The sequence below is a fragment of the Alkalihalobacterium chitinilyticum genome (genome assembly GCF_029028005.1).
Classification (GTDB): domain Bacteria; phylum Bacillota; class Bacilli; order Bacillales; family Bacillaceae_F; genus Alkalihalobacterium; species Alkalihalobacterium chitinilyticum.
In genome coordinates this window covers 36,707-57,601 of the sequence record NZ_JAOTPO010000021.1, presented here as the reverse complement: position 1 = coordinate 57,601, position 20,895 = coordinate 36,707, and the positions used below count along the sequence as shown (strand labels likewise).

16 protein-coding genes are annotated in these 20,895 nt (G+C 37.0%); 3 read left to right on the top strand and 13 right to left on the bottom strand.

Going from position 1 to position 20,895, the window contains the following annotated elements; genetic code table 11:
* The 9 genes from N7Z68_RS21030 to N7Z68_RS20990 form a co-directional block, all read right to left on the bottom strand.
* Positions 1 to 591, bottom strand: coding sequence for a sugar transferase (locus N7Z68_RS21030; protein WP_275120435.1), 591 nt, complete (start codon positions 589 to 591; stop codon positions 1 to 3).
* A complete protein-coding gene (locus tag N7Z68_RS21025) occupies positions 572 to 1,480 on the bottom strand; it encodes an NAD-dependent epimerase/dehydratase family protein (RefSeq protein WP_275120434.1) in 909 nt (302 codons plus the stop codon). Before N7Z68_RS21025 ends, N7Z68_RS21030 begins: the two co-directional genes overlap by 20 nt.
* 1,224 nt (positions 1,481 to 2,704) lie before the next feature.
* Positions 2,705 to 3,820, bottom strand: coding sequence for an ATP-grasp domain-containing protein (locus N7Z68_RS21020; RefSeq protein ID WP_275120433.1), 1,116 nt, complete (start codon positions 3,818 to 3,820; stop codon positions 2,705 to 2,707).
* Positions 3,820 to 5,049 (bottom strand): DegT/DnrJ/EryC1/StrS family aminotransferase, encoded by a 1,230-nt coding sequence (locus N7Z68_RS21015; protein WP_275120432.1) that lies wholly within the window; start codon positions 5,047 to 5,049, stop codon positions 3,820 to 3,822. Before N7Z68_RS21015 ends, N7Z68_RS21020 begins: the two co-directional genes overlap by 1 nt.
* Positions 5,050 to 5,137: 88 nt before the next feature.
* Complete coding sequence (locus N7Z68_RS21010) at positions 5,138 to 6,958, bottom strand: polysaccharide biosynthesis protein (protein ID WP_275120431.1); 1,821 nt, start codon at positions 6,956 to 6,958, stop codon at positions 5,138 to 5,140.
* A gap of 288 nt (positions 6,959 to 7,246) precedes the next feature.
* Positions 7,247 to 7,408: a hypothetical protein gene (locus tag N7Z68_RS21005; RefSeq protein ID WP_275120430.1), complete on the bottom strand. Its 162-nt coding sequence runs from the start codon at positions 7,406 to 7,408 to the stop codon at positions 7,247 to 7,249.
* Positions 7,409 to 7,422: 14 nt separating this feature from the next.
* Positions 7,423 to 8,190, bottom strand: coding sequence for a tyrosine-protein phosphatase (locus tag N7Z68_RS21000; protein ID WP_275120429.1), 768 nt, complete (start codon positions 8,188 to 8,190; stop codon positions 7,423 to 7,425).
* 80 nt (positions 8,191 to 8,270) lie between these two features.
* Positions 8,271 to 8,960, bottom strand: a complete 690-nt coding sequence (locus N7Z68_RS20995; RefSeq protein WP_275120428.1) for a CpsD/CapB family tyrosine-protein kinase — start codon at positions 8,958 to 8,960, stop codon at positions 8,271 to 8,273.
* Between the two features lie 13 nt (positions 8,961 to 8,973).
* Positions 8,974 to 9,687 (bottom strand): YveK family protein, encoded by a 714-nt coding sequence (locus N7Z68_RS20990; RefSeq protein WP_275120427.1) that lies wholly within the window; start codon positions 9,685 to 9,687, stop codon positions 8,974 to 8,976.
* Positions 9,688 to 9,934: 247 nt separating this feature from the next.
* On the opposite strand from N7Z68_RS20990, the gene N7Z68_RS20985 reads away from it, so the two are divergent.
* Together N7Z68_RS20985 and N7Z68_RS20980 are read left to right on the top strand one after the other, a co-directional pair.
* On the top strand, positions 9,935 to 10,831 hold the full coding sequence (locus N7Z68_RS20985) for an LCP family glycopolymer transferase (RefSeq protein ID WP_275120426.1): 897 nt from the start codon (positions 9,935 to 9,937) through the stop codon (positions 10,829 to 10,831).
* A gap of 308 nt (positions 10,832 to 11,139) precedes the next feature.
* On the top strand, positions 11,140 to 12,189 hold the full coding sequence (locus N7Z68_RS20980) for an LCP family glycopolymer transferase (protein ID WP_275120425.1): 1,050 nt from the start codon (positions 11,140 to 11,142) through the stop codon (positions 12,187 to 12,189).
* Positions 12,190 to 13,140: 951 nt separating this feature from the next.
* On the opposite strand, the gene N7Z68_RS20975 is transcribed toward N7Z68_RS20980, so the two are convergent.
* From N7Z68_RS20975 to N7Z68_RS20960, 4 genes are all read right to left on the bottom strand, one after another.
* Entirely contained in the window at positions 13,141 to 14,220 is a 1,080-nt protein-coding gene (locus N7Z68_RS20975; protein WP_275120424.1) for a glycosyltransferase family 4 protein, read from the bottom strand.
* Between the two features lie 241 nt (positions 14,221 to 14,461).
* Complete coding sequence (gene galU / locus N7Z68_RS20970; protein WP_275120423.1) at positions 14,462 to 15,331, bottom strand: UTP--glucose-1-phosphate uridylyltransferase GalU; 870 nt, start codon at positions 15,329 to 15,331, stop codon at positions 14,462 to 14,464.
* Positions 15,332 to 15,749: 418 nt separating this feature from the next.
* Complete coding sequence (locus tag N7Z68_RS20965; protein ID WP_275120422.1) at positions 15,750 to 18,122, bottom strand: peptidoglycan-binding protein; 2,373 nt, start codon at positions 18,120 to 18,122, stop codon at positions 15,750 to 15,752.
* A 220-nt stretch (positions 18,123 to 18,342) separates the two neighbouring features.
* Entirely contained in the window at positions 18,343 to 19,722 is a 1,380-nt protein-coding gene (locus N7Z68_RS20960; RefSeq protein ID WP_275120421.1) for a sugar transferase, read from the bottom strand.
* Between the two features lie 235 nt (positions 19,723 to 19,957).
* On the opposite strand from N7Z68_RS20960, the gene N7Z68_RS20955 reads away from it, so the two are divergent.
* Positions 19,958 to 20,884, top strand: a complete 927-nt coding sequence (locus N7Z68_RS20955) for a nuclease-related domain-containing protein (protein ID WP_275120420.1) — start codon at positions 19,958 to 19,960, stop codon at positions 20,882 to 20,884.
* The last annotated feature ends 11 nt before the right edge of the window (positions 20,885 to 20,895 follow it).

Sequence of the window (20,895 nt, the reverse complement as noted above, 5' to 3'; positions counted from 1 at the left end):
TTATTCAAATCTATTTATATTCTTCGATCTAATAACAGACACAAATGTCATATATAAAATTTTGATATCCAGTACCAATGACATATTTTCAACGTAGAATATATCATTTTTGACACGTTGTTCCATTGTAGATTTATTTCTTAAAACAGCTTGGTTATAACCAGTAATTCCAGGCTTAACTTCAAATTTTCGAAAGTATTCTTTTGGATATAGATCTTTATTCCCTAATGGACTTGGCCTTGGTCCAACAAAGCTCATATCACCTTTTAATACATTAAGCAATTGAGGAAGTTCATCAATACTAGTCTTCCTTAAGAACCTTCCAATACTTGTTACCCTAGGATCATCTTCAGAATTAAATGTACTCCCATCTTCGTTTCGAATATCTGGTGCATTTACTTTCATAGAACGAAATTTATACATTTTAAATTCTTCCATGTCTTTCCCCAACCTCGGAGCATTGTAGAAAAGAGGCCCTCTATCTTCCAATTTAATTAATATTGCTATCGGAATTATAATTAATAGTAGAAAGGGCAATGCAAGCAAAGAAGTCACCATGTCAAAAAAGCGTTTAATACCATAACGGTACATCATCCAACCCCCTCATCAATTTATATATTTCTGATAGAGCATCAGAAAACGAATAGTCAGGTGTAAAATATAGATATTTCTCTGCCAACATGCTATCCATGTATGAAGAATGTATTCCTTCTTCAGCAGTATGGTCTTTAATCATTATGTTGTTATCATTCCCAAACACTGTATTAATCGCCTCTGCAACCTCATAATTTGTATATGCTTCACCACTCCCAATATTAAAAGTCCCAGAAAGTGAAGGATGTTTCAATGCATATACAACAGCTTTTGCTGCATCTTTTACATAAAGAAATTCTCTCTTTGCTACACTCCTAGTGTTTAGTACAATTTGTTCACGATGATATGCTTGTCTAAAAAAACGGTTAATCATATAATTATTTTTTTCATTAAACCCATATAAGTGAGCAAACCTTAAATTTTTAATGGACATACCTTTTTTTCTTGAATAAATATTCCCTATGTGTTCATTAGCTAACTTACTTACTCCATACATTAACTCAGGTATAGGAACTTGAATTTCTTTCCATGGTAGCCAGTCTTCATTTGAATAGATAGATATTGTAGAGGCATATACAACATTTGATATATTAAGCTCAAGACATGCTTCATATAGATTTTGTGTCATGACTTCATTATCGTGAAATTCAGATATCTTCCCTTGACTTCCTCGTTTAGCAGCAAGGTGCACAACAGCTTCTATGTCAGAAAGTTTTTCTAATAGATCTAACTTAGAGTAATCTGTAAAACGAGCCTCACAATCAACCTCTATTTCACCAATTTCTTTTCTTGACAAAATTATAGGATTTTGGTTTTCTTTTTTTATACTTTCAACTACATACTCACCTAAAAATCCAGTACCACCAGTTATAGCTATTTTCATCATAAACCTCACCTTTTTATCATGGCTTTAATATAACATCTATTTAAATTATTTATATAAGGGACTTTTGTTAAATGCTTATGAAGTAAAGAATTTTGTATTGTTATTGTTTTTAGATAGTTTTCAACGTAATTTATACAATTCTCAGTTAGAGTTGAACTTTTGCAAATTTTTGTTGAGTATAAATCAGATTGATCTCCCGTTAAAATAATTTACATTACTGAACCCAAATACTTCTTTGAGATATCTAACGTTAAACTGCACTCCTGTGACTAAAGATTTCTACTAAAGTTTCGAAAGAATAGTCAGTATAACGTTGTAAATCGTTTGTTTCTTAACCTTATACATCTTCTGGTATAGAGAAAGAGAACTAAAAGTAGTCTATACATTTTTTCTGACCCAAAGGCTTCATTGGTTTATCCCGATAATTATAAATATTGACAGCTTCTGCTCCTATCCGTAGGTTTGTTCATACAGGCTCAAAATTATAGCCGCAAGCCTCATTCGAATAAAACAATTTTCTATGAATAAAAGGGAAAGCACTATCATCATTGAGATTAACTGAATAATCTAGGCTACTCTTCAGCTTTAATATGATACTTTTAGATGGGGTAAAATCAGAAAGTGAAAATTACAATCTTAAGCAAAGTTATAATCGAAATTAATAATTTAAGATACCTATAAATAGTAGAGATATACTCTATAATTCTATTAATAGCAGGAAGCAAGAAACTATTACTCGTAAGTTAAAAACCATAAAGAGATTTCTCGAAAAAGGACAGATACAATTGCGTTAAGAATTTCTATTAAAACAGTGGATAGTTTCTATATGATATCTCTTGTAGGTCAAACAGGCTTCTTTATACGGAATTTTCTTCAGTCAATAGTTTGGAGTGGATCAAATTAGAACAGTGGAACGAAGTAATGGGGAAACGTCTAAATATACTTCAATTGACATTTCAAAAAGCGTGAGCTTTGATTTTTTTCTTAGCCATTTCCCATAGTCACTATTCCTGTTTATCTTTGGATTTACGACCACGTTTTTTTCTTATTTAGCATTCTCTTTTTTAGGGAAACTTGTAAGGGCCCTCACATTTATTGCATCAATGGCTAGGGTATCACCGTAAAGTGACCCACTAGCAAAACTCATTAAGGAGCTACTCCTTGTATGCGTGATGAAAGCCTTACGTAACTTAGGAATAATACGAAACTCTTTTTATAATAAATTTATACTTTATATATAAAATAACCAATTTTATCAAATTGACCATTTACAGGCCGGATATTTTCTCCTTGCTTATAGTAATTAAAGTTATATATTGAATTCTGAATTTCTTTTTGATATGGTAAGTAATTTGCATCTGTATTAGGCTGCTGACAAATAAACTCCAGTATATATCCACACTTTACTTCTTCTCTTTGTTTGCTTAGTTCTGAAATATCGTTGTTTATTAAATGTTCAAAGGTAAGCTTTAATAAATTTACACCAGTATAATAATTTAAAATATTCCACATATGGCATCCGTCTAGTCGTGGTGTTATTTCAATTATATAGGGCTGCTCTTGTTCTAATTTCATTTGTGCGTAAACCGGGCCGTTATAAATACCTAATTTTTTACTAGCCGACTCAATAATATTTTTTAATTCTAACGAAGTTTCTGTAGTAAGATTTACTGTTGGAACAACATGCTTATGAACTAATCCTGTATATTCAGACCAAGTTTCTCGGTCAGAGGGAATTAAGAAAATAACTTCTCCATTTACAATGTAACTATTTACGGATAATTCCGGTCCAGAAATATATTGTTCTAATATAACTAATCCTGAACGTGAATACTTTTTAGCTTCATAGAAACTGCCTAAATATTCTTCAGAATTATTAATTAACCTTACTCCTCTTTGGCCTTGTGAATCAGCTGGCTTAAGAATGAATGGGTATTCTAACTCTATTTCTTCTTCCGAACTATTAACTACTTGAAATTTCACATTGCCTTTAAAATCATTACCTAGAGTTGTTCTCATTAAATTTTTATTATTACAAATTCTTGCAGTTTGTTCTGATACAAAGTGAGGCATATTCAGCCGCTCGCTGATTTGAGATGAAACAGGGATAGCTAAATCTGAACCTACTGAATAAACTAATGAAATATCGTTTTCAACTATATAATTAACTACTGACTGAACATCTAAAATATTTATTTCTTTAAAATGATCAGCTACATCTGCACCAGGTCCATCATTTGCCATAGCACAAGCGTAAGTTTCATAACCTAATTTTTTTAACTCTACTATTGCATCCATTTGTACAGAAGCAACACCTAAAATTAATATTTTGCGTTTCATTAATTATACCCTCCAACAATATTCACGGATTTTACCAAGTTAGAAATTATATACTCCACTTCAACATCAGTTAACAAAGTATTAAGTGGAAGCGTAACTTCATTAACATACTGTTTATATGCATTGGGGAAGTTTACCATATCAAATCCTAAATTTTTATAAGCAGTAAACATCGGCAACGGTTTATAGTGTACATTACATGCTACTCCAACCTCAGCCATCTTTACAATAATCTCATTTCTCTCTTTTTCACTAAACCCTGGTATTCTTATTAAATAAAGATGTCCTGAGGAGCGGAAGTCATCACCGTAATGTTGCAATCTTTCAAAACCTAATGGCACTAAAGCTCTATCGTACATTTCAATAATTTCTCGACGTCTACCCATCAATTCTTCATATCTGTTTAACTGAATTAAACCAATTCCAGCCATAACATCGGTCATATTACACTTATAAGCAGGATAAACGATGTCATATTCCCACGCACCTATTTGTGTTTTTGCTAGTGCATCTTTTGACTGCCCGTGTAAACTATACAACATGAACTGTTGGTATAACCAGTCCTCATCTAAACCTTCAATACTTCGCCAAACAACAGACCCACCCTCTGCCGTCGTCAAATTCTTCACTGCATGAAAAGAAAAGCAAGTGAAATCTGCTACTTGTCCACATCTTAATCCTTTTCTTTCAGCACCAAAAGCATGCGCTGCATCCGTCATTACAATTACTCTACTATATAACTTTTGAAAGTCATTGTTTGCCTCAAATAGATGTTTTTTACTTTCAACTACTTTATAGATTGCATCATAATCACACATTTTCCCTGCGATATCTACAGGAATAATAGCTTTTGTTTTTTCAGTAATTGCATCAGACAGTTTTTCATAATCCATTTCAAAAGAATTAGGTGCTGTATCAACTAATACAATTTTTGCACCAACGTGATCTATTACCGAAGCAGAAGCTGTATAAGTATAAGATGAAGTAATTACCTCATCTCCTGGGCCAATCCCTAGTATACGGAGAGTAAGTTCCATTGCTGCTGTAGCAGAATTTAAACAAACAGCCTTATTTGTGCCAACAAATTCTGCTATTTTGGTTTCAAACTCTTTCGTTCTAGGACCTGTTGTAATCCAACCTGACTTCATTGTTTTTACAACTTCCTCAATTTCAGCATCAGTAATATCAGGGGGAGAAAACGGTATATTTCTTAACTTTGTTTCATTCATTTTAATAATCCTCGCTTTATATTTTTACGTGTAATTAAATAAACAATATACACTTGAAAACTATTTATTATTATGTTTTTAAGAAGCGTCACCTCACTGCACTTAAGACTTGTAAGTCTCTCTTCCTAAAATTCGCTATATCAAGCAACTCTTCACGAAGCATCTCCTTAGGCATCTTCTCAAATTCACTAATAAACTGCTCCGCCACATTAATATTCACCATCGGCGTCTTCCCTCTATAGATCTTCGGATAAACCTGCTCATCGTGCACTTCATCCTCACCAAGCAGCTCCTCAAACATCTTCTCTCCAGGGCGCATGCCTGTAAAATGAATTGGAATTTCAGTTTCAGTATAACCTGAAAGTTTAATAAGGTTTTTAGCTAAATCTACTATCTTAACTGGCTCACCCATATCAAGGACAAACACCTCTCCACCTCTAGCAAGCGCACCGGCTTGTAACACAAGTCTTGACGCTTCTGGGATCGTCATAAAGTAACGAACCATTTCCGGATGTGTAACCGTTACTGGGCCACCACTTAAGATTTGCTCTTTAAATAGAGGTATTACACTCCCGCGACTTCCAAGTACATTACCAAAGCGAACAGCTACAAACCGTGTGTCACTAATCATGTCCATATGCTGAATGATCATTTCGGCAATTCGTTTCGTTGAGCCCATGACACTCGTTGGGTTAACGGCTTTATCGGTTGAAATCATGACGAATGTATTAACTCCCGCATCACTTGCCGCTTCAGCGACATTTTTCGTGCCAATGACATTGTTCTTCACCGCTTCTTCTGGGTTGCGTTCCATTAGCGGCACATGCTTATGCGCAGCCGCGTGAAAGATGACATGTGGTTTACGTTTGTTCATAATCGCAAACATCTTTTCATGGTCTTGAACATCCGCAATTTCAGTATCTAATTGAAGGGCTGGATGATTTCTTCTTAATTCCATTTCAATGGAATAAATGCTGTTCTCCCCGTGTCCTAATAAGATCAATTCTTTCGGCTCAAAGTTCACAAGTTGTCGGCAAACTTCGGAACCGATTGAACCACCCGCACCTGTAACGAGGATTGTCTGTCCTTTAATAAAGTTTTCAATACCGGCAATATCCAGTTCTACTGGTTCACGACCTAATAAGTCCTCTACTTGCACATCTCGGAACTGGTTGACGGATATTTTTCCGACCATAATATCTTCAATCTTTGGCATGATTTGTGTTTTTGCTTTTGTTTTCGCACATTCATTAAAAATGTGGTTAAGTTCTTCTTTACTAAGTGAAGGGATCGCGATAATAATGTGTTCAATTTTCTTAGCCTCGACCACTTTTTCGATCTTGTCTACTCCGCCTACAACAGGTAGCCCCATTATTTCTAAATGATGCTTTGTTACGTCATCGTCAATAAATGCAACCGGATTTAACTCAACTTCTTCATTATGCTGAAGCTGCCTAACGACCATCGTTCCCGCTGATCCTGCACCGATAATAAGTGTTCGTTTCATACCAGTACTTGGCTTAATGTATGTATCTCGGTACATACGCCATGAAAAACGGGAACCACCGATAAACAAGATGTGCATCATCCATGTAATCGCTAATGCACGAAAATAGATGTCCTGAAACAGAACGAGTTGTACACCCCCCGTTATAATAATCGAAAAAGTTACCGCCTTTCCGATGGCTACTAGCTCATTAATACTTGCATATTCCCAAGCTTTTTTGTAGAGCTTATAATAATAAGCAAATAGATGATGACTTAATAGCAGCGCCACAGAACTAACAATAAGTAACATTGAGAATGTATTTCCCGTTGGTAATAATAAAAAGTAACTAATAAAAATACATGATAAAACAATTACAGAGTCGACTAGCATTAAGCCTAATAATCGTTTCTGGTAACTCATTTTCTTACCCCTTCCTCAGTAGATCGTTCAAATGGATAAAGCCTTAAGCTATACATCTTTCCTAATACAAAAGAAACATAGCTTAAGGCTCAATATAGTAGTTATGAAAGCGTTTTAACTGCTGTTTAATTTTAAAATTTTTATTGTAAATATAAAATGAGGCATTTAACCTCACCTCACACCATACCATCGGTGACAATGCACCTAAGGGTTCAGTATATTGAACCCCACAGCATGATCGAGTGCCTCCATCGATAACGGCAAGGAGACATTGCCTAATAGATATGATCAACAGGTCGCCTTGCTCGACCTATTTTCTAGTTGTTTTCTTCTATCTATGGCTGTTTTAATGAGTTGATGGATCGCCTCGAGATCTTCAAGAGGTGCATCCTGCTTGATATAACGAACGGTTTTATTTATGGTCTTTGGAAAATCGGATACTTTCTTCATAACCATCACCTAACTTAAAAGATCCCTAAGAACTTCTTCTTTTTAATTCGTTCCGGAGGTTCTACTGCTACATGAAGTCCGTTCACTACAAGATCGGCATTTTCATGAAACTGATAAACCATATCCGTTCCAAAGTTTTTTTCTAATTCGGCAAATGCTTCTCGCATTCGAAATGGTCGTTTACTTAAGCCATGTGCATCCGACGCTAGAAAGTGTGTTAAATTAAAATCAACAAGGTCTTCAGTAAATTTTTTAATTTTCTTGCCAAAATGCCCTGTTAAACTCGAGGCGGTAATCTGTGTTAACACACCACTATTGACAAAATCATATAAGATGTCTGGTGACTCTATGATCTTACTATTTCGCTCAGGGTGAACAATTATCGGTGTTAACCCCGCCATTTGAATATCATAGAATAGTTGCTTCGCATATCGCGGGACACTATTGGACGAAAATTCAACAAACACATATTTGTTGCTTTCCGCTAAAGGAAGAATGTCGCCTTTATGATAGTCTTCTACAAGTTCCCCATAAATACGACATTCTTGTCCAGGTAATATATTTAAATCAAGTTCTAATGTACGAACTTCCTCATTCAATTGCTGAACGGCTTCTAGTATCGAGTCTTTTTTGTTTATATAAGAGCTGTTCATGTGATGCGGAGTAGCAATGATCGTCGTAATACCTTCTTGTATCGCTTGTTCAACCATTTTAATACTCTCAGTCATATGACTTGGCCCATCATCTACATTCGGTAAGATATGACAATGGATATCAATCACTTTACTCACCTCTTCTGTAAATCCTTTACCATATTATCATAGATTTCGACAATTAGGTATAAGTTTTTATTGCATTTACATCAACTACCATAATAATAGTAGTTTTGTCCCTCTTTTTGATCTTTCCCATTTAGGACCACACCTAAAATTTTCGCTTTTGCAGCCATTAACATGTCTTTCGCCTTAACCGCTTGTTCTCGGTCTGTCTTTCCGCTTCCGACGACTAAAATCGTTCCATCGGTATAATTCGATAAAATTTGCGCATCCGTAACAGCCATAAGCGGTGGCGAGTCAATAATGACAATATCAAACTTCTCTGCTACAGCCTCTAAGAATAACGTCATTCCGCGTGAGCTTAGCAACTCTGCCGGATTTGGCGGGATCGGTCCGCTTGGCAACATAAAAAGATTGTTAACCTTTGTTACTTGAACCGCTTCTTCTGCTGTGTGCTGTTTTGTAAGCAGGCTAGTTAAACCGGCAATATTTGGTACGCCAAATGTATAGTGGGCCGTTGGTTTTCGTAAGTCCGAGTCAATCATCAACACTTTATTTCCTTGCTGCGCCATAACGACTGCCAGGTTGGCCGCTGTCGTTGACTTTCCTTCTCCTGGTCCAGCCGATGTCACAAGAATGGTTTTGACTTTCTCATCTACCGAAGCAAATTCAATATTCGTCCGGATCGTGCGGTATTGTTCCGAAATGGGTGATTTCGGGTCTTCCTGCGTAATTAATTTTCGTTTATTATCTTTTACTTGTTTATTACGAGCCATTTTGTCCTCCTACTTAAGAAGCTTTCCGTCTGTTTTTCTTTACTGTTCCTGTCATTTCCATCTGTGACACCACGCCGATAACAGGCAAACCAAGTAAACTCTCAATATCTTGTTCTGTTTTCACTGTCGTATCTAAGTATTCTAATAAGAATGCTAGTCCAACAGCAGCCATTAAGCCTACAACAAACGCAACGGCCATATTTAATGTTGGGTTCGGCTTTACAGGACTCGGATTGTCCGAAATTTGCGCGACTGATAAAATACTGACATTATCGACATTCATAATATTCACAATTTCACGTTGAAACACAGTTGCAATCGTATTGGCAATTTGTGCAGCCATTGCTGGGTCTTCATGTTGTACCGTAATCTCGACCACTTGGGAATTTTGTGCACTACCAACCGTTACGCTATTGTTTAATGCTCTTACTGATATATTTAAGTTAAGTTCATCAATTACCTTTTCAAGGATGACCGGACTTTTCATAATGACATTATACGTATTGATCAACTCAAGGTTGGTTCTGAGATCGGCTTGACTTAAGTTTTGCATATCTGGTTTTGATTGGTTAACTAGAATTTGTGTTGATGATTGATAGATCGGGGTTAAGAATAAGTAACTCACTAATCCACTGACTACTACAGCAATTAGCGGGAGTATAATAAGTAATTTGATTCTTTTTCTTAATGTCGTAAATAGTTCTTTTAAGCTAATTGTCTCTTCCATCTTTTCCTCCTAAATAGTAAGAAGCTTATAAAATTGTTAATTTCAACAAATAATCACAAAGAGAATTATAGCACAAAAGGTCTAGATTTGAAGATAAAAATCGAGATTAGTAAATTTTTATAGATGATTCTAATATTTGTGAGTTAAAGGTATGAAAATTCAGATTGCGAAAATAAGAATTTCCTACTATAATTAATCTGCTAGTCTATCAAAAAATGTAAAAAAACATAGAAAGAGGCACAATCTTATGAAGAAAATTCTTATCATTGCTTCTATTATTATAGGTATTGTTGGCTTATCAGTTGTCGGATACGGGTTCTACCTATTTAAAACGGTAAAAGATACTGCATCTGAAATGCATGAACCGATTGAACGTGAAAAGACACGGTTAGTCGATTTCGACTCGAGAGAACCGCTTTCCTTCTTATTAACAGGAGTTGACTCCAGCGGCGATGAAATCAAAGGCCGTTCAGATACGATCATTGTCATGACTGTTAACCCTAATGAGAAATCGGTGAAAATGTTGAGTATTCCTAGGGATACTCGAACGGAAATTATCGGTCGCGGTACACAAGATAAAATTAATCACGCGTATGCTTTTGGTGGCGTTAGTATGACAATGGATACAGTTGAGAACTTTCTAGGCATTCCAATTGACCACTATATTAGTGTAAACATGGAAGGGTTTAAGGATATTGTTGACGCTGTCGGTGGAGTTAAAGTAGAAAATACCTTTTCCTTTAATTATGAAGGGTTTAACTTCCCACAGGGTGAACTATTCTTAAACGGTGAAAAAGCACTGGCTTATTCACGAATGCGCTACGACGATCCACGTGGGGATTTTGGCCGAAATGATCGCCAGCGTCAAGTCATTCACGGGATTATTCAAGAAGGAGCACAAATTAGTTCCATTACTAGACTTGATGATATGTTAAGAGCCATAGGGAACAGCGTAAAGACTGATTTAGATTTTGATGCTATGAATAAAATTCAATCGAAGTACCGGGAAGCTCGCCACAGTGTTGAAGAAATACAAATTACTGGTTCAGGTACCCGAATAAACGGTATTTATTATTTAATAGTTCCAGATGAAGAAATTGCTCGAGTAAGCAACGAGTTAAAAGAACACTTAGAGATTAATTAACTAACTTAGGATCGTTTGATGTACTAGACGAGGTTGACTACAGGTCAGCCTCGTTTTTTGTTTGAGCTGTTGGACTTTTATACTTTTATGTAAAATGTCAAAAAAACTATAAACATTTATTATGAAAACATGAGAATACTAGACAATACTAAACTTGCTTGTGCATATTGTAAGTAATGACAATCTTTTCATATGAAGTTATTTTTTAAAAATATTGATATATCACTTTACGACAAATTTCTTCTCTTATACAATAGATAGATGTAATGTTATTTAAAACTCTTATCCTGAAATGGGGAAATCATATAATGTCTAAATTAGCTTCCCGCACTCAAAAGCGGAAAAAGAAAGGTAAAAAAGTCCTACTGCTTATTTCGCTTATTTCCGTTTTACTTTTAGTTGGATGCGCTACCTATGTTACATTGAAAATCGCAAATGTGACCTCGAATGTTCAAGTGGCATTAGATCGAGGGGATAAATCGGAAAAACGTGTAGAAGCCGTTGACCCGAGTAAAGATAATATATCCATCCTATTATTAGGTGAGGACCGACGTCCAGATGAGCCAATTTCACGAACCGATGCTATTATGGTGGCTACATTTAATAAAAGTGATAACTCGATTATCTTAACGAATATTCCTCGTGATACGAGAGTGAACATCGCCGGAAGAGATCGAATGGATAAAATTAACCATGCTCATGCTTTTGGTGGCGTTAATATGATTATTGATTCAGTAGAACAATTCTTAGATATACCGATTGATTATTTCATCCGCGTTGACTTCCAAGCCTTTATTGCTATCGTAGACGCAATTGGAGGAATTGAAGTTGAAGTACCTTTTGATTTTACAGAAAGAGGTACTGATCGAGTGTGGTATGAATTCTATGAAGGTATGCAGCACTTAAATGGTGAAGAAGCTCTTGCTTATACGCGTATGAGAAAACAAGATCCTCGCGGTGATATCGGACGAGGACAAAGACAACAGCAAGTGATGCAAGCGATCATAGAAAAGAGTGCCTCGATCCAATCGATTGCGCGATTTGACGATGTGCTAGAAGCGATTGCTGATAATATCAGCTTGAACCTTTCTTTTGGAAATATGGTGGCATTACATTCGTATGCCTCATCTTTAAATAGTATTGAACAGTTGCAAATCAAAGGTAACAACTCAACGATTAACGGAGTTTACTACTATGAACCTGTACCCGAATCAGTAGTTGAGATCTCAACACGCCTGCAGGAGCACCTAGGATTAATTGAACCACAACCAGTGTATGGGGTAGAACCAAGTACTGATGGAACAGGAACGACTCAAGTAGAGACAGAAACAGAACCAGCAACACTTCCGACGAATTAGTGCTTTATAGAAGATCGCGACCGCCAATCAGGATAATGATTTGGCGGTTTTGTTTTTTGTTCGATGTGGATAAGCTTTCTTTATTGTTATTTTGATACTAAGTTGTTCAATTTATTAACTGCTTGGGTGTTATTGTGCTTTCTATGGTTACCAATTTTGCACTTATTTCATCAGCTCTGGCCTCATTCTGGATGTATGATTACCTTTTCCACCGTTTACGCTGACGCTCGGGCTTCATTCCGGACCTATGATTACCTCTTCCACCGGTTCCGCTGGCGATCGAGTCTCATTCCGGCTCTATGGTTACCTCTTCTGCCGGCTACGCTGGCGTTCCGGACTCATTGCCACCCTATGATTACCTCTTCTGACGGTTACGCTGGCGCTCCGGCCTCATTCTGGCTCTATGATTACCTCTTCCGCTGTTTACGCTGACGCTCCGGCCTTATTCCGGACCTATGATTACCTCTTCCGACGGTTACGCTGACGCTCCGGCCTCATTCTGGCTCTATGGTTACCTCTTCCGACGGTTACGCTGGCGCTCCGGCCTCATTCTGGCTCTATGGTTACCTCTTCCGACGTTTGCGCTGGCGCTCCGGCCTCATTCTGGCTCTATGATTACCTCTTCCGACGGTTACGCTGGCGCTCCGGCCTCATTTCCGCTCTATGATTACCTCTTCCGACGTTTGCGCTGGCGCTCGAGCCTCATTTCCGCTCTATGATTATCTCTTCCGACGTTTACGCTGACGCTCCGGCCTCATTCTGGACCTATGGTTACCTCTTCCGACGTTTACCCTAACGCTCGGGCCTCATTCCGGACCTATGAATACCTCTTCCGCCCGCCAATTACGGTGACGCTCATGTATATTCTCTCGCTTTAGTTCCGCTTTCCACACTTTATCAACTGCACGGCACTATTTACCTCTACTACTCCTATGTAATTCGTTAAACGATTTATTTTTTATCCATCATCCCTAACCGCTTGACTGCATCTATCACAGGGCGGCGGCTCTTGCCAAATAAACCGATGAACTCGGCATACAGCTGAATTGTAATCAGCATAAGACCAATGATGATCAGCGCCGTCCAAATGGTGACATTCGTAAAGATCATCGCTAAGCCACTAAAGAACAAACTCAGCCCGTAAACAATCATAACCGTCGTTCGATGACTATAACCCATCGCGAGCAGACAATGGTGAATATGCTCTTTATCGGGGCTTGTAATTTTTTTCTTATTTAACACACGCCGTATCATTGCAAAGACTGTATCTGAGATAGGCACTGCCAAAATGATTACTGGAACGATCAAACTGAACATCGTCACACTTTTAAACAAACCTAATATCGAGATGACTGCAATAGAGTACCCTAAAAATAACGATCCCGTATCACCCATAAAGATCTTTGCCGGGTAAAAATTAAACAATAAAAACCCTAGCGTACTTCCGATTAAGACAACCGATAAAGTAATAATCATCAAGTGCTGCGAAAATGAGTCAATGATAGCCATCATTAATATGGTACTTAATGCAATCGTTACGACTCCTCCAGCAAGCCCATCCAAACCGTCTATTAGATTAATGGAGTTTGTTATACCAACAATCCACAATACCGTAATTAAATACGTAAAAATACCAAATTCAAATTGACCACTTAGAGGCAAAGTAATAAACGGAATGGTAATGCCGGAACCGACCACAACGAGTGCTGCCGCAATCTGGGCACTGAACTTAGCCTTCGCATCAAGCACATACCTATCATCGATTAACCCCGTAATAATAATGATTAGCGCACCTAACCCAATACCAAATAAGTAATCACTTTCTGGACGAATGACAATCAGCCCTGCAATCGCCCCAAGAATTATTGAAACCCCACCTAATCGGGGCATTTCCTTTTTATGAATTTTTCGGTGATTAATTTGGTCGACAAAACCGTATCGTTTTGCAAACTTTATCACAAATGGCATGGAGCCGACGGATACGAGTAAAGATACGAAAAAGGCCACGACATATATAGATGGGCTCGTCATACTTTCACCTACTTCTACAAAATCTTCTTCAAAATTGTACACACGTTCAGGAATTTCTAATCAATATTTATTTTATTATTAACTGTTTCGACATTTTTCATAGCCTTCTTTTCTGATTTGATTAATGAATTTTTTTACAATAGGAAAGACTATTTTAAAGAATAAAAAAAGACTATCCTTTGCTTACTATTCACTTCTTAGGTGAACGGTAAACTTGGATAGTCCTGAAATTTACTTTTTATTATTTCAATAATTGACGTAAATACGCTTCTACATCTTCGCTTAAATCATCACGGCGTAAAGCAAAATCTACAGTCGCTTTGACAAAACCTAGCTTGTCTCCGACATCGTAACGCTTCCCGTCAAAATGATAAGCTAATACTGCTTGTGATTGATTTAATTGGTTGATTGCATCTGTTAGTTGAATTTCTCCGCCAGCGCCTGGTTCTAAATGTTTTAGAATAGCAAAAATCTCCGGACGCAGGACATAACGACCCATAATCGCATAATTCGAAGGCGCCTCTTCAACTTTTGGCTTTTCGACTAAACCATTTACTTGCATCGTCCCTGGTTCGATCTCAGTACTTTTCGGATTAATTATCCCATACTTCGATACATCTTGATCCGGAACTTGTTGAACCCCAATAACAGAAGAACTGTAATGGTTGAACACATCGATCAGCTGCTTTAAGCAAGGTACTTCTGACTCGACGATGTCATCGCCAAGCATAACCGCAAATGGCTCATCGCCCACAAAGCTGCTTGCACAAGCAATCGCATGTCCTAATCCTTTTGGTTCTTTTTGGCGGATGTAGTGGATGTTCGCTAAGTTTGAGATTCCTTGAATTTCTTCTAATAACTCAAACTTTTCTTTTGCAGCCAGGGTTTCTTCGAGTTCATATGATTTATCAAAATGGTCTTCAATCGCACGCTTGCCACGTCCAGTTACAATAATAATATCTTCAATCCCCGATTGGATCGCTTCTTCTACAATATATTGTATCGTTGGTTTATCAACAATCGGCAGCATTTCTTTCGGCTGCGCCTTCGTTGCTGGTAAAAAACGAGTACCCAGTCCAGCTGCTGGGATAATGGCTTTTCTGACTTTCATTGTATACTCCCTCCCGTAATTTATTCTTATCACTATGTATAAATAATTATAAGTAATCGAATTAAAGCAAAATCTTAGCTACTAAAGATCAGTTGATTATGTCAATGGTGGGAGCCTATTTCATTTCATCTCGGTTTAAATTCTAAGCATATCCCTACCCAATTTACACAAACCTCATCGTATTCCTTTACGCAAATGCTCTTCTAACTCGCTGAAAAATACGAGATAAATCACCAGTTCCTATTATAACGGAAAAAAATTAGAAACTTAAATATTTACAAGAAATTAAATAATGTTTCTCAAATGTTTTGAGATTCTGTCTCTGTTGGTTATCATAACTTTTTAAATGTAAGGCTTTATGCAATACGTATAAAAAGAAGGTTAGAATTCTAACCTTCTCAATATTTCTATAGGCCTTTTATTGCGTCCAATCCTCGATCTTAGCAAATGTTTCATCATCAACAATTCCATTTACTATGAGACCGTGGTCCTCTTGAAACTCACGTACTCGTTGAGCTGTGAATGATCCATACATCGGATTGATGTTCATCCCGCCATAGCCTATAATCGTTAATTGTTCCTTCAATTCAATGGTACTTTCATGTCGTTTACCAGTTTGAAATGGACTCGATAAGATTTCGTCAATTTTTGTTAGTGTAGCTATATCCCCTCTGCCAGTAACCTCTAAGCCATAGTAAGCTTGAAGCTCCCTCACTCTTTGGGCGGTAAATGAACCATATACTCTGTTTAAATTCATACCACCAAAGCCTAGTCGCGTAATATCCCTTTTAAAGGGGATCACACTATCATGTACACTTCCTACCTGAAATATGGTCGGCAAAACCTTAGTCATCATATCTAGTGTTTTTTCGTCAGCAATTCCATGAGATTTTAGTCCATGATTAGCTTGAAATTGACTAACTCGTAAAGCTGTAAATGATCCATACATGTCATTTAAATTCATACCACCTAGGCCTAACCATTGAAGCTTTTTCTTTAAGAAGATCGTATCTTTATGTCTAACGCCATCCTGGAAAGGACTAGATAAGATCTCATCGAGCTTTTCTATTGTGCGACTATCTGTTATTCCATTAGCTGGGAGTCCATAGTACTCTTGAAATTGACGTACCCGTTGAGCTGTAAAAGAACCATAGGTCGCATTTACACTCATTCCACCAAAATCTAATCGAATGAGCTTCCTCTTTAAGTCAATAACACTTTCATGTACGTCCCCTACTTGTAAGACGAAATTAGGCAACTTAGAGTAAAGCTCATCAATCTTTGCTAAAGTCATTTCATCTGCAATTCCATGGGATTTAAGACCATGATCTGCTTGAAATTGTCTTACTCTTAATGCAGTGAAAGATCCATACATGTCATTTAAATTCATGCCACCATAGCCTAGCGAATTTAACTTTTGCTTTAGCTCAACAGTGCCTGCATATCGAACTCCCTCTTGATATGGCGTTGATAGAATTTGATCCAGTTTATCGAATATTTTTTGATCAGTTACACCATTAGCCCGAAGCCCGTAATAAGCTTGGAATTCGCTAACCCTCTGTGCCGTAAAGGAACCATAGACTGCATTCACATTCATGCCGCCAAATCCTAGACGTATTAGCTTATGTTTTAATTCAATGACACGGTCATCCACATCTCCTACTCGAAGCTTAAATTCTTGCTGGTCTTCTTCCAGAAAAGGAGCTTGGACTATTCCATATCCAAAATGTTCATCTCTACCTTGTTGTCCTATATCGACAGCCATATCTTGTAGCATCTTTCGATATTGAGCAGCTGTTAGATTGGGATGGGCTTCTTTTAGTAAGGCCAACACGCCTGTTGCAAATGCGGTTGCGATTGATGTCCCGTTTGATCTGGTGTATCCGTTGTTCAATGATGTACTGTAGATATTAACACCAGGGGCTGTCACCTCTATAGCTGGTCCACTTGCAGAAAAGGACCCGCGACTTTCGTTTATATCGATAGCTGATACTGCAATAACTGAATTATATCTAGCAGGGAACTCAACCGTATCTCCAGTGCCCGTTCCTTCATTTCCAGCAGCCGCTACAACAAGAATACCTTGGCTTTCCGCTTTGTCGACTGCTTGCTTAAAGCTATTTAGGTGTTGCTTTGTTCCTAAACTTAAATTAATGATATCCATACTATTGGCAATGGCCCAGTCAATACCTGAAATGATATCAGATACAAACCCATTTCCATCTGCACGCAAAACTTTAACAGCATATAACTGTGCATCAGGTGCTACTCCAATTGTTCCTAAGCCGTTATCTCTTGCACCGATGATACCAGCTACATGAGTCCCATGGCCATTATCATCTTGATATGCGCTTGTATTCGTTGATGTAAAAGATTTCCCACCGGCTATTACAAGATCACGGTGATTAGCAATCCCAGTATCTAGTACTGCAATTTTTACACCTTTACCTGTGTAATCGGACTGCCAAGCTAAGGGAGCCTTGACTTTCTCCATTCCCCAATCAACCGTTTGTGTATTGATCCATACAGGTTGATCGAATTCAACCATTAGAACGTCTTCGTGGTTTTCGAGTTCAGTAATGGCATCTAAAGGAAGTTCTACTTTAGCTGTAGTCAACTGTTCAAATGTATTTAATACTTCACCATCTAAATCAGTAATAAGATCCTCAATGATCTCATCCTTAAATACTACAATTAACTTCTCTGGTTCATCAATTGTTGTCGCAAATGCGGGATGAAGAGAAGATAATACTAATACCCATAAAACTAAAAAGATAGAGACCTTTTTCATCTTTCACCTCTACTGTTCTCAAAATATATGAAAATAAGTAATTTCTATTAATTTAATTTAAAACTACCTAATCATAATATAGATGATTTCTTATAAAAGATAAACTGGTAATTAGTATCGCAAGTGACAAATTTACTACTATTGTCAAACTGTATTTTTGTTATAATAGCGAGCAAAGAAAAGAAGACTAGCATCACTAGCCTTCTCTACTATCTATTTATTATCTTACTTCTTTACTAGCACTTACGAAAGCCTTCGCACTTTGTGGCTCTTGAACCTCTCCACCTTCTGCTTTCGCTTTGTTAATGACAACTAAGATTGTACGCATTAATATAACCATGTCTAGCCATAAAGAATAATTACGAATATAATGCAGGTCAAATTTTAATTTGTCGTTCATTTCGGTTGTGTAGTTCCCCATCACTTGAGCGTAGCCTGTAATCCCAGGCTTTACAGCACAACGTGTTTTGAACCAAATGTTTTGTCTTTGGAAGTTTTCAGCGAAGAAATATCGCTCTGGTCGCGGACCAACAATCGACATCTCTCCTTTTAACACATTAATCAATTGCGGTAACTCATCAATGCGTGTTTTTCTAATAAAGTCTCCCACTTTTGTTATTCGATCATCATCACTTTTTGCAAGCGTAGGGCCTGTATCTTTTTCTGCATTTTCTTTCATCGAACGAAACTTCAAGATGTTAAATGGCTTGTTATTTTTACCTAGACGCTCTTGCTTGAAGAAAATACTTCCACCATCTTCAATTTTGATCGCAATCGCAGTCATTAGCATAACCGGCAATGTTAACGCCAATAATATTACAGATGTTGTAAGATCAAAAATTCGTTTCGCTACTAAATAGCCACCGTTAATGTAGAACGGCTTGACTTGAAGCAACATCGTGTCGTCTAACGTTGTAATTGTGGATTTCATTAATAATAATTCACTAACTGTCGGTAACACATATGCGATTTTATTTTTCTTGAAAGCTAAATATAGCACTTCATTCTTCACTTTTGTACTAACTGATGAACTGACAAAGACCGCATCATAGTCGGCAATTCTCTTTTTTATTTCTTGGTACGGTGTTTTATGGTCGATGAAATCAACTTGTTCTTGCTTTTTAACTAGCTTCTTTATGTTTCCTTTAATCGTTTCATACTCGCTGTGGCAGCCGATGATAACGGCCTTTCCTTTCGTGAGCTGGTTAAATTTAATTACAAGCCCTTTCCAAGCGTATAAGAAGACAAAGATAAAAAAGTGAGACAAGAATAATACTGACCTCGGTAAAGAGAACTCACGGAATAAGAATGAGATCGCGATCGTAATGACAAAAAAGAACGCTGATGTCACAACGAGTTTACGTGTTAAATCCCACATGTCATATTCGACGAGACGATCTAGTTCAAAGACGACAATAAAAAAGACTCCCATAAGTAAGATCCATGGTAGTAAGTTCACAAACGAATCAATGTTTCGTTGTACAATCGGTGTATAGTTAGATGCAATTTTAAATGCAGCGACATACGCAACAAAAATAAGAATTAAATCGACGAATACAATGGAAAACCTCAATAATCGATTCGGATTTATATTTGGCATTTTTATAATCTCCTATAGTTGTATTCTACTAGGTGTTAGTTTACCATATTCAAACCAAGTTTCAAAGGTATATTATATGTAACAATTTGTGAATTGAACAGAATTCAGGTGAATTATTGGGACATTTTTTTATAATTGGAATGGAATAACTTTTACAAAATAATAATATTTAGAGGCTTGTTTCTTAATGAATATCTCATAAAATGACCCTGAAACTGATGAAGGGAGTCGATAAATGTTATTAAAAAAGCGCAAAGAAACAATAGAATTAATAGTATTACGCTCATTGAACGCAAGAATGCAACTGTCAAAGAAGGAGGAGAATTATTATAGTTACCTAGAAAAGGGGTTCGTAGGTGAACAGCGGTTTGATGGTTGGTTGGAAACCTTAACTAATGATTGCCTTATTTTATTCGGGATCGAGCTTGAAGTTAACAATTCAACCATTCAACTGGATGCTTTATTGATTTACGCAGATACGATTTATATTATTGAAGTTAAAAATTATCAGGGTGATTATTATATTGAAAATGATCGATGGTACACTTACTCTAAAATAGAAACAAAAAATCTTCTGCTACAACTGAAAAGAAGCGAGATGCTATTTCGGTTGCTTCAAGACCTTGGTTTCCCCTCTTCTGTGGAGTCATTCCTCGTTTTTGTTAATCCCGATTTTTATTTATATCAAGCCCCTTTTAACTTACCTATTATTTTTCCACATCAAATTGAACGGTTTCTGGATCGACTTAATAAAAAGTCAGCAAAACTAAAGGAGAAGCACTCTAGGTTAGCAGACCATCTGTTATCATTGCATATTGAGGAATCGCCGTATGCGCGTATTCCTCAATATAGCTTTGAGTTGCTAGTAAAAGGGATTATGTGCAGGGGGTGTTGGTCAATAGACACTAAAATAGATGACAGGGATTTGATTTGCAGCAGTTGTGATTTCGTGGAGGATGTTGATAGTGCTGTTTTGCGTAGTGTGGAGGAGTTCCGTATGCTTTTTCCAGACGAGAAGCTCACAACAAATCAAATACATGAATGGTGCAATAAACCCGTATCTAAAAAGACTATTCGTAGGATGTTACAGACAAAATATAAGCTTGTTGGGCATGGTAAATCGGCAGGATATGTTAGTTGTATAAATGAGGATGAGTCATAGTATTTTAGATG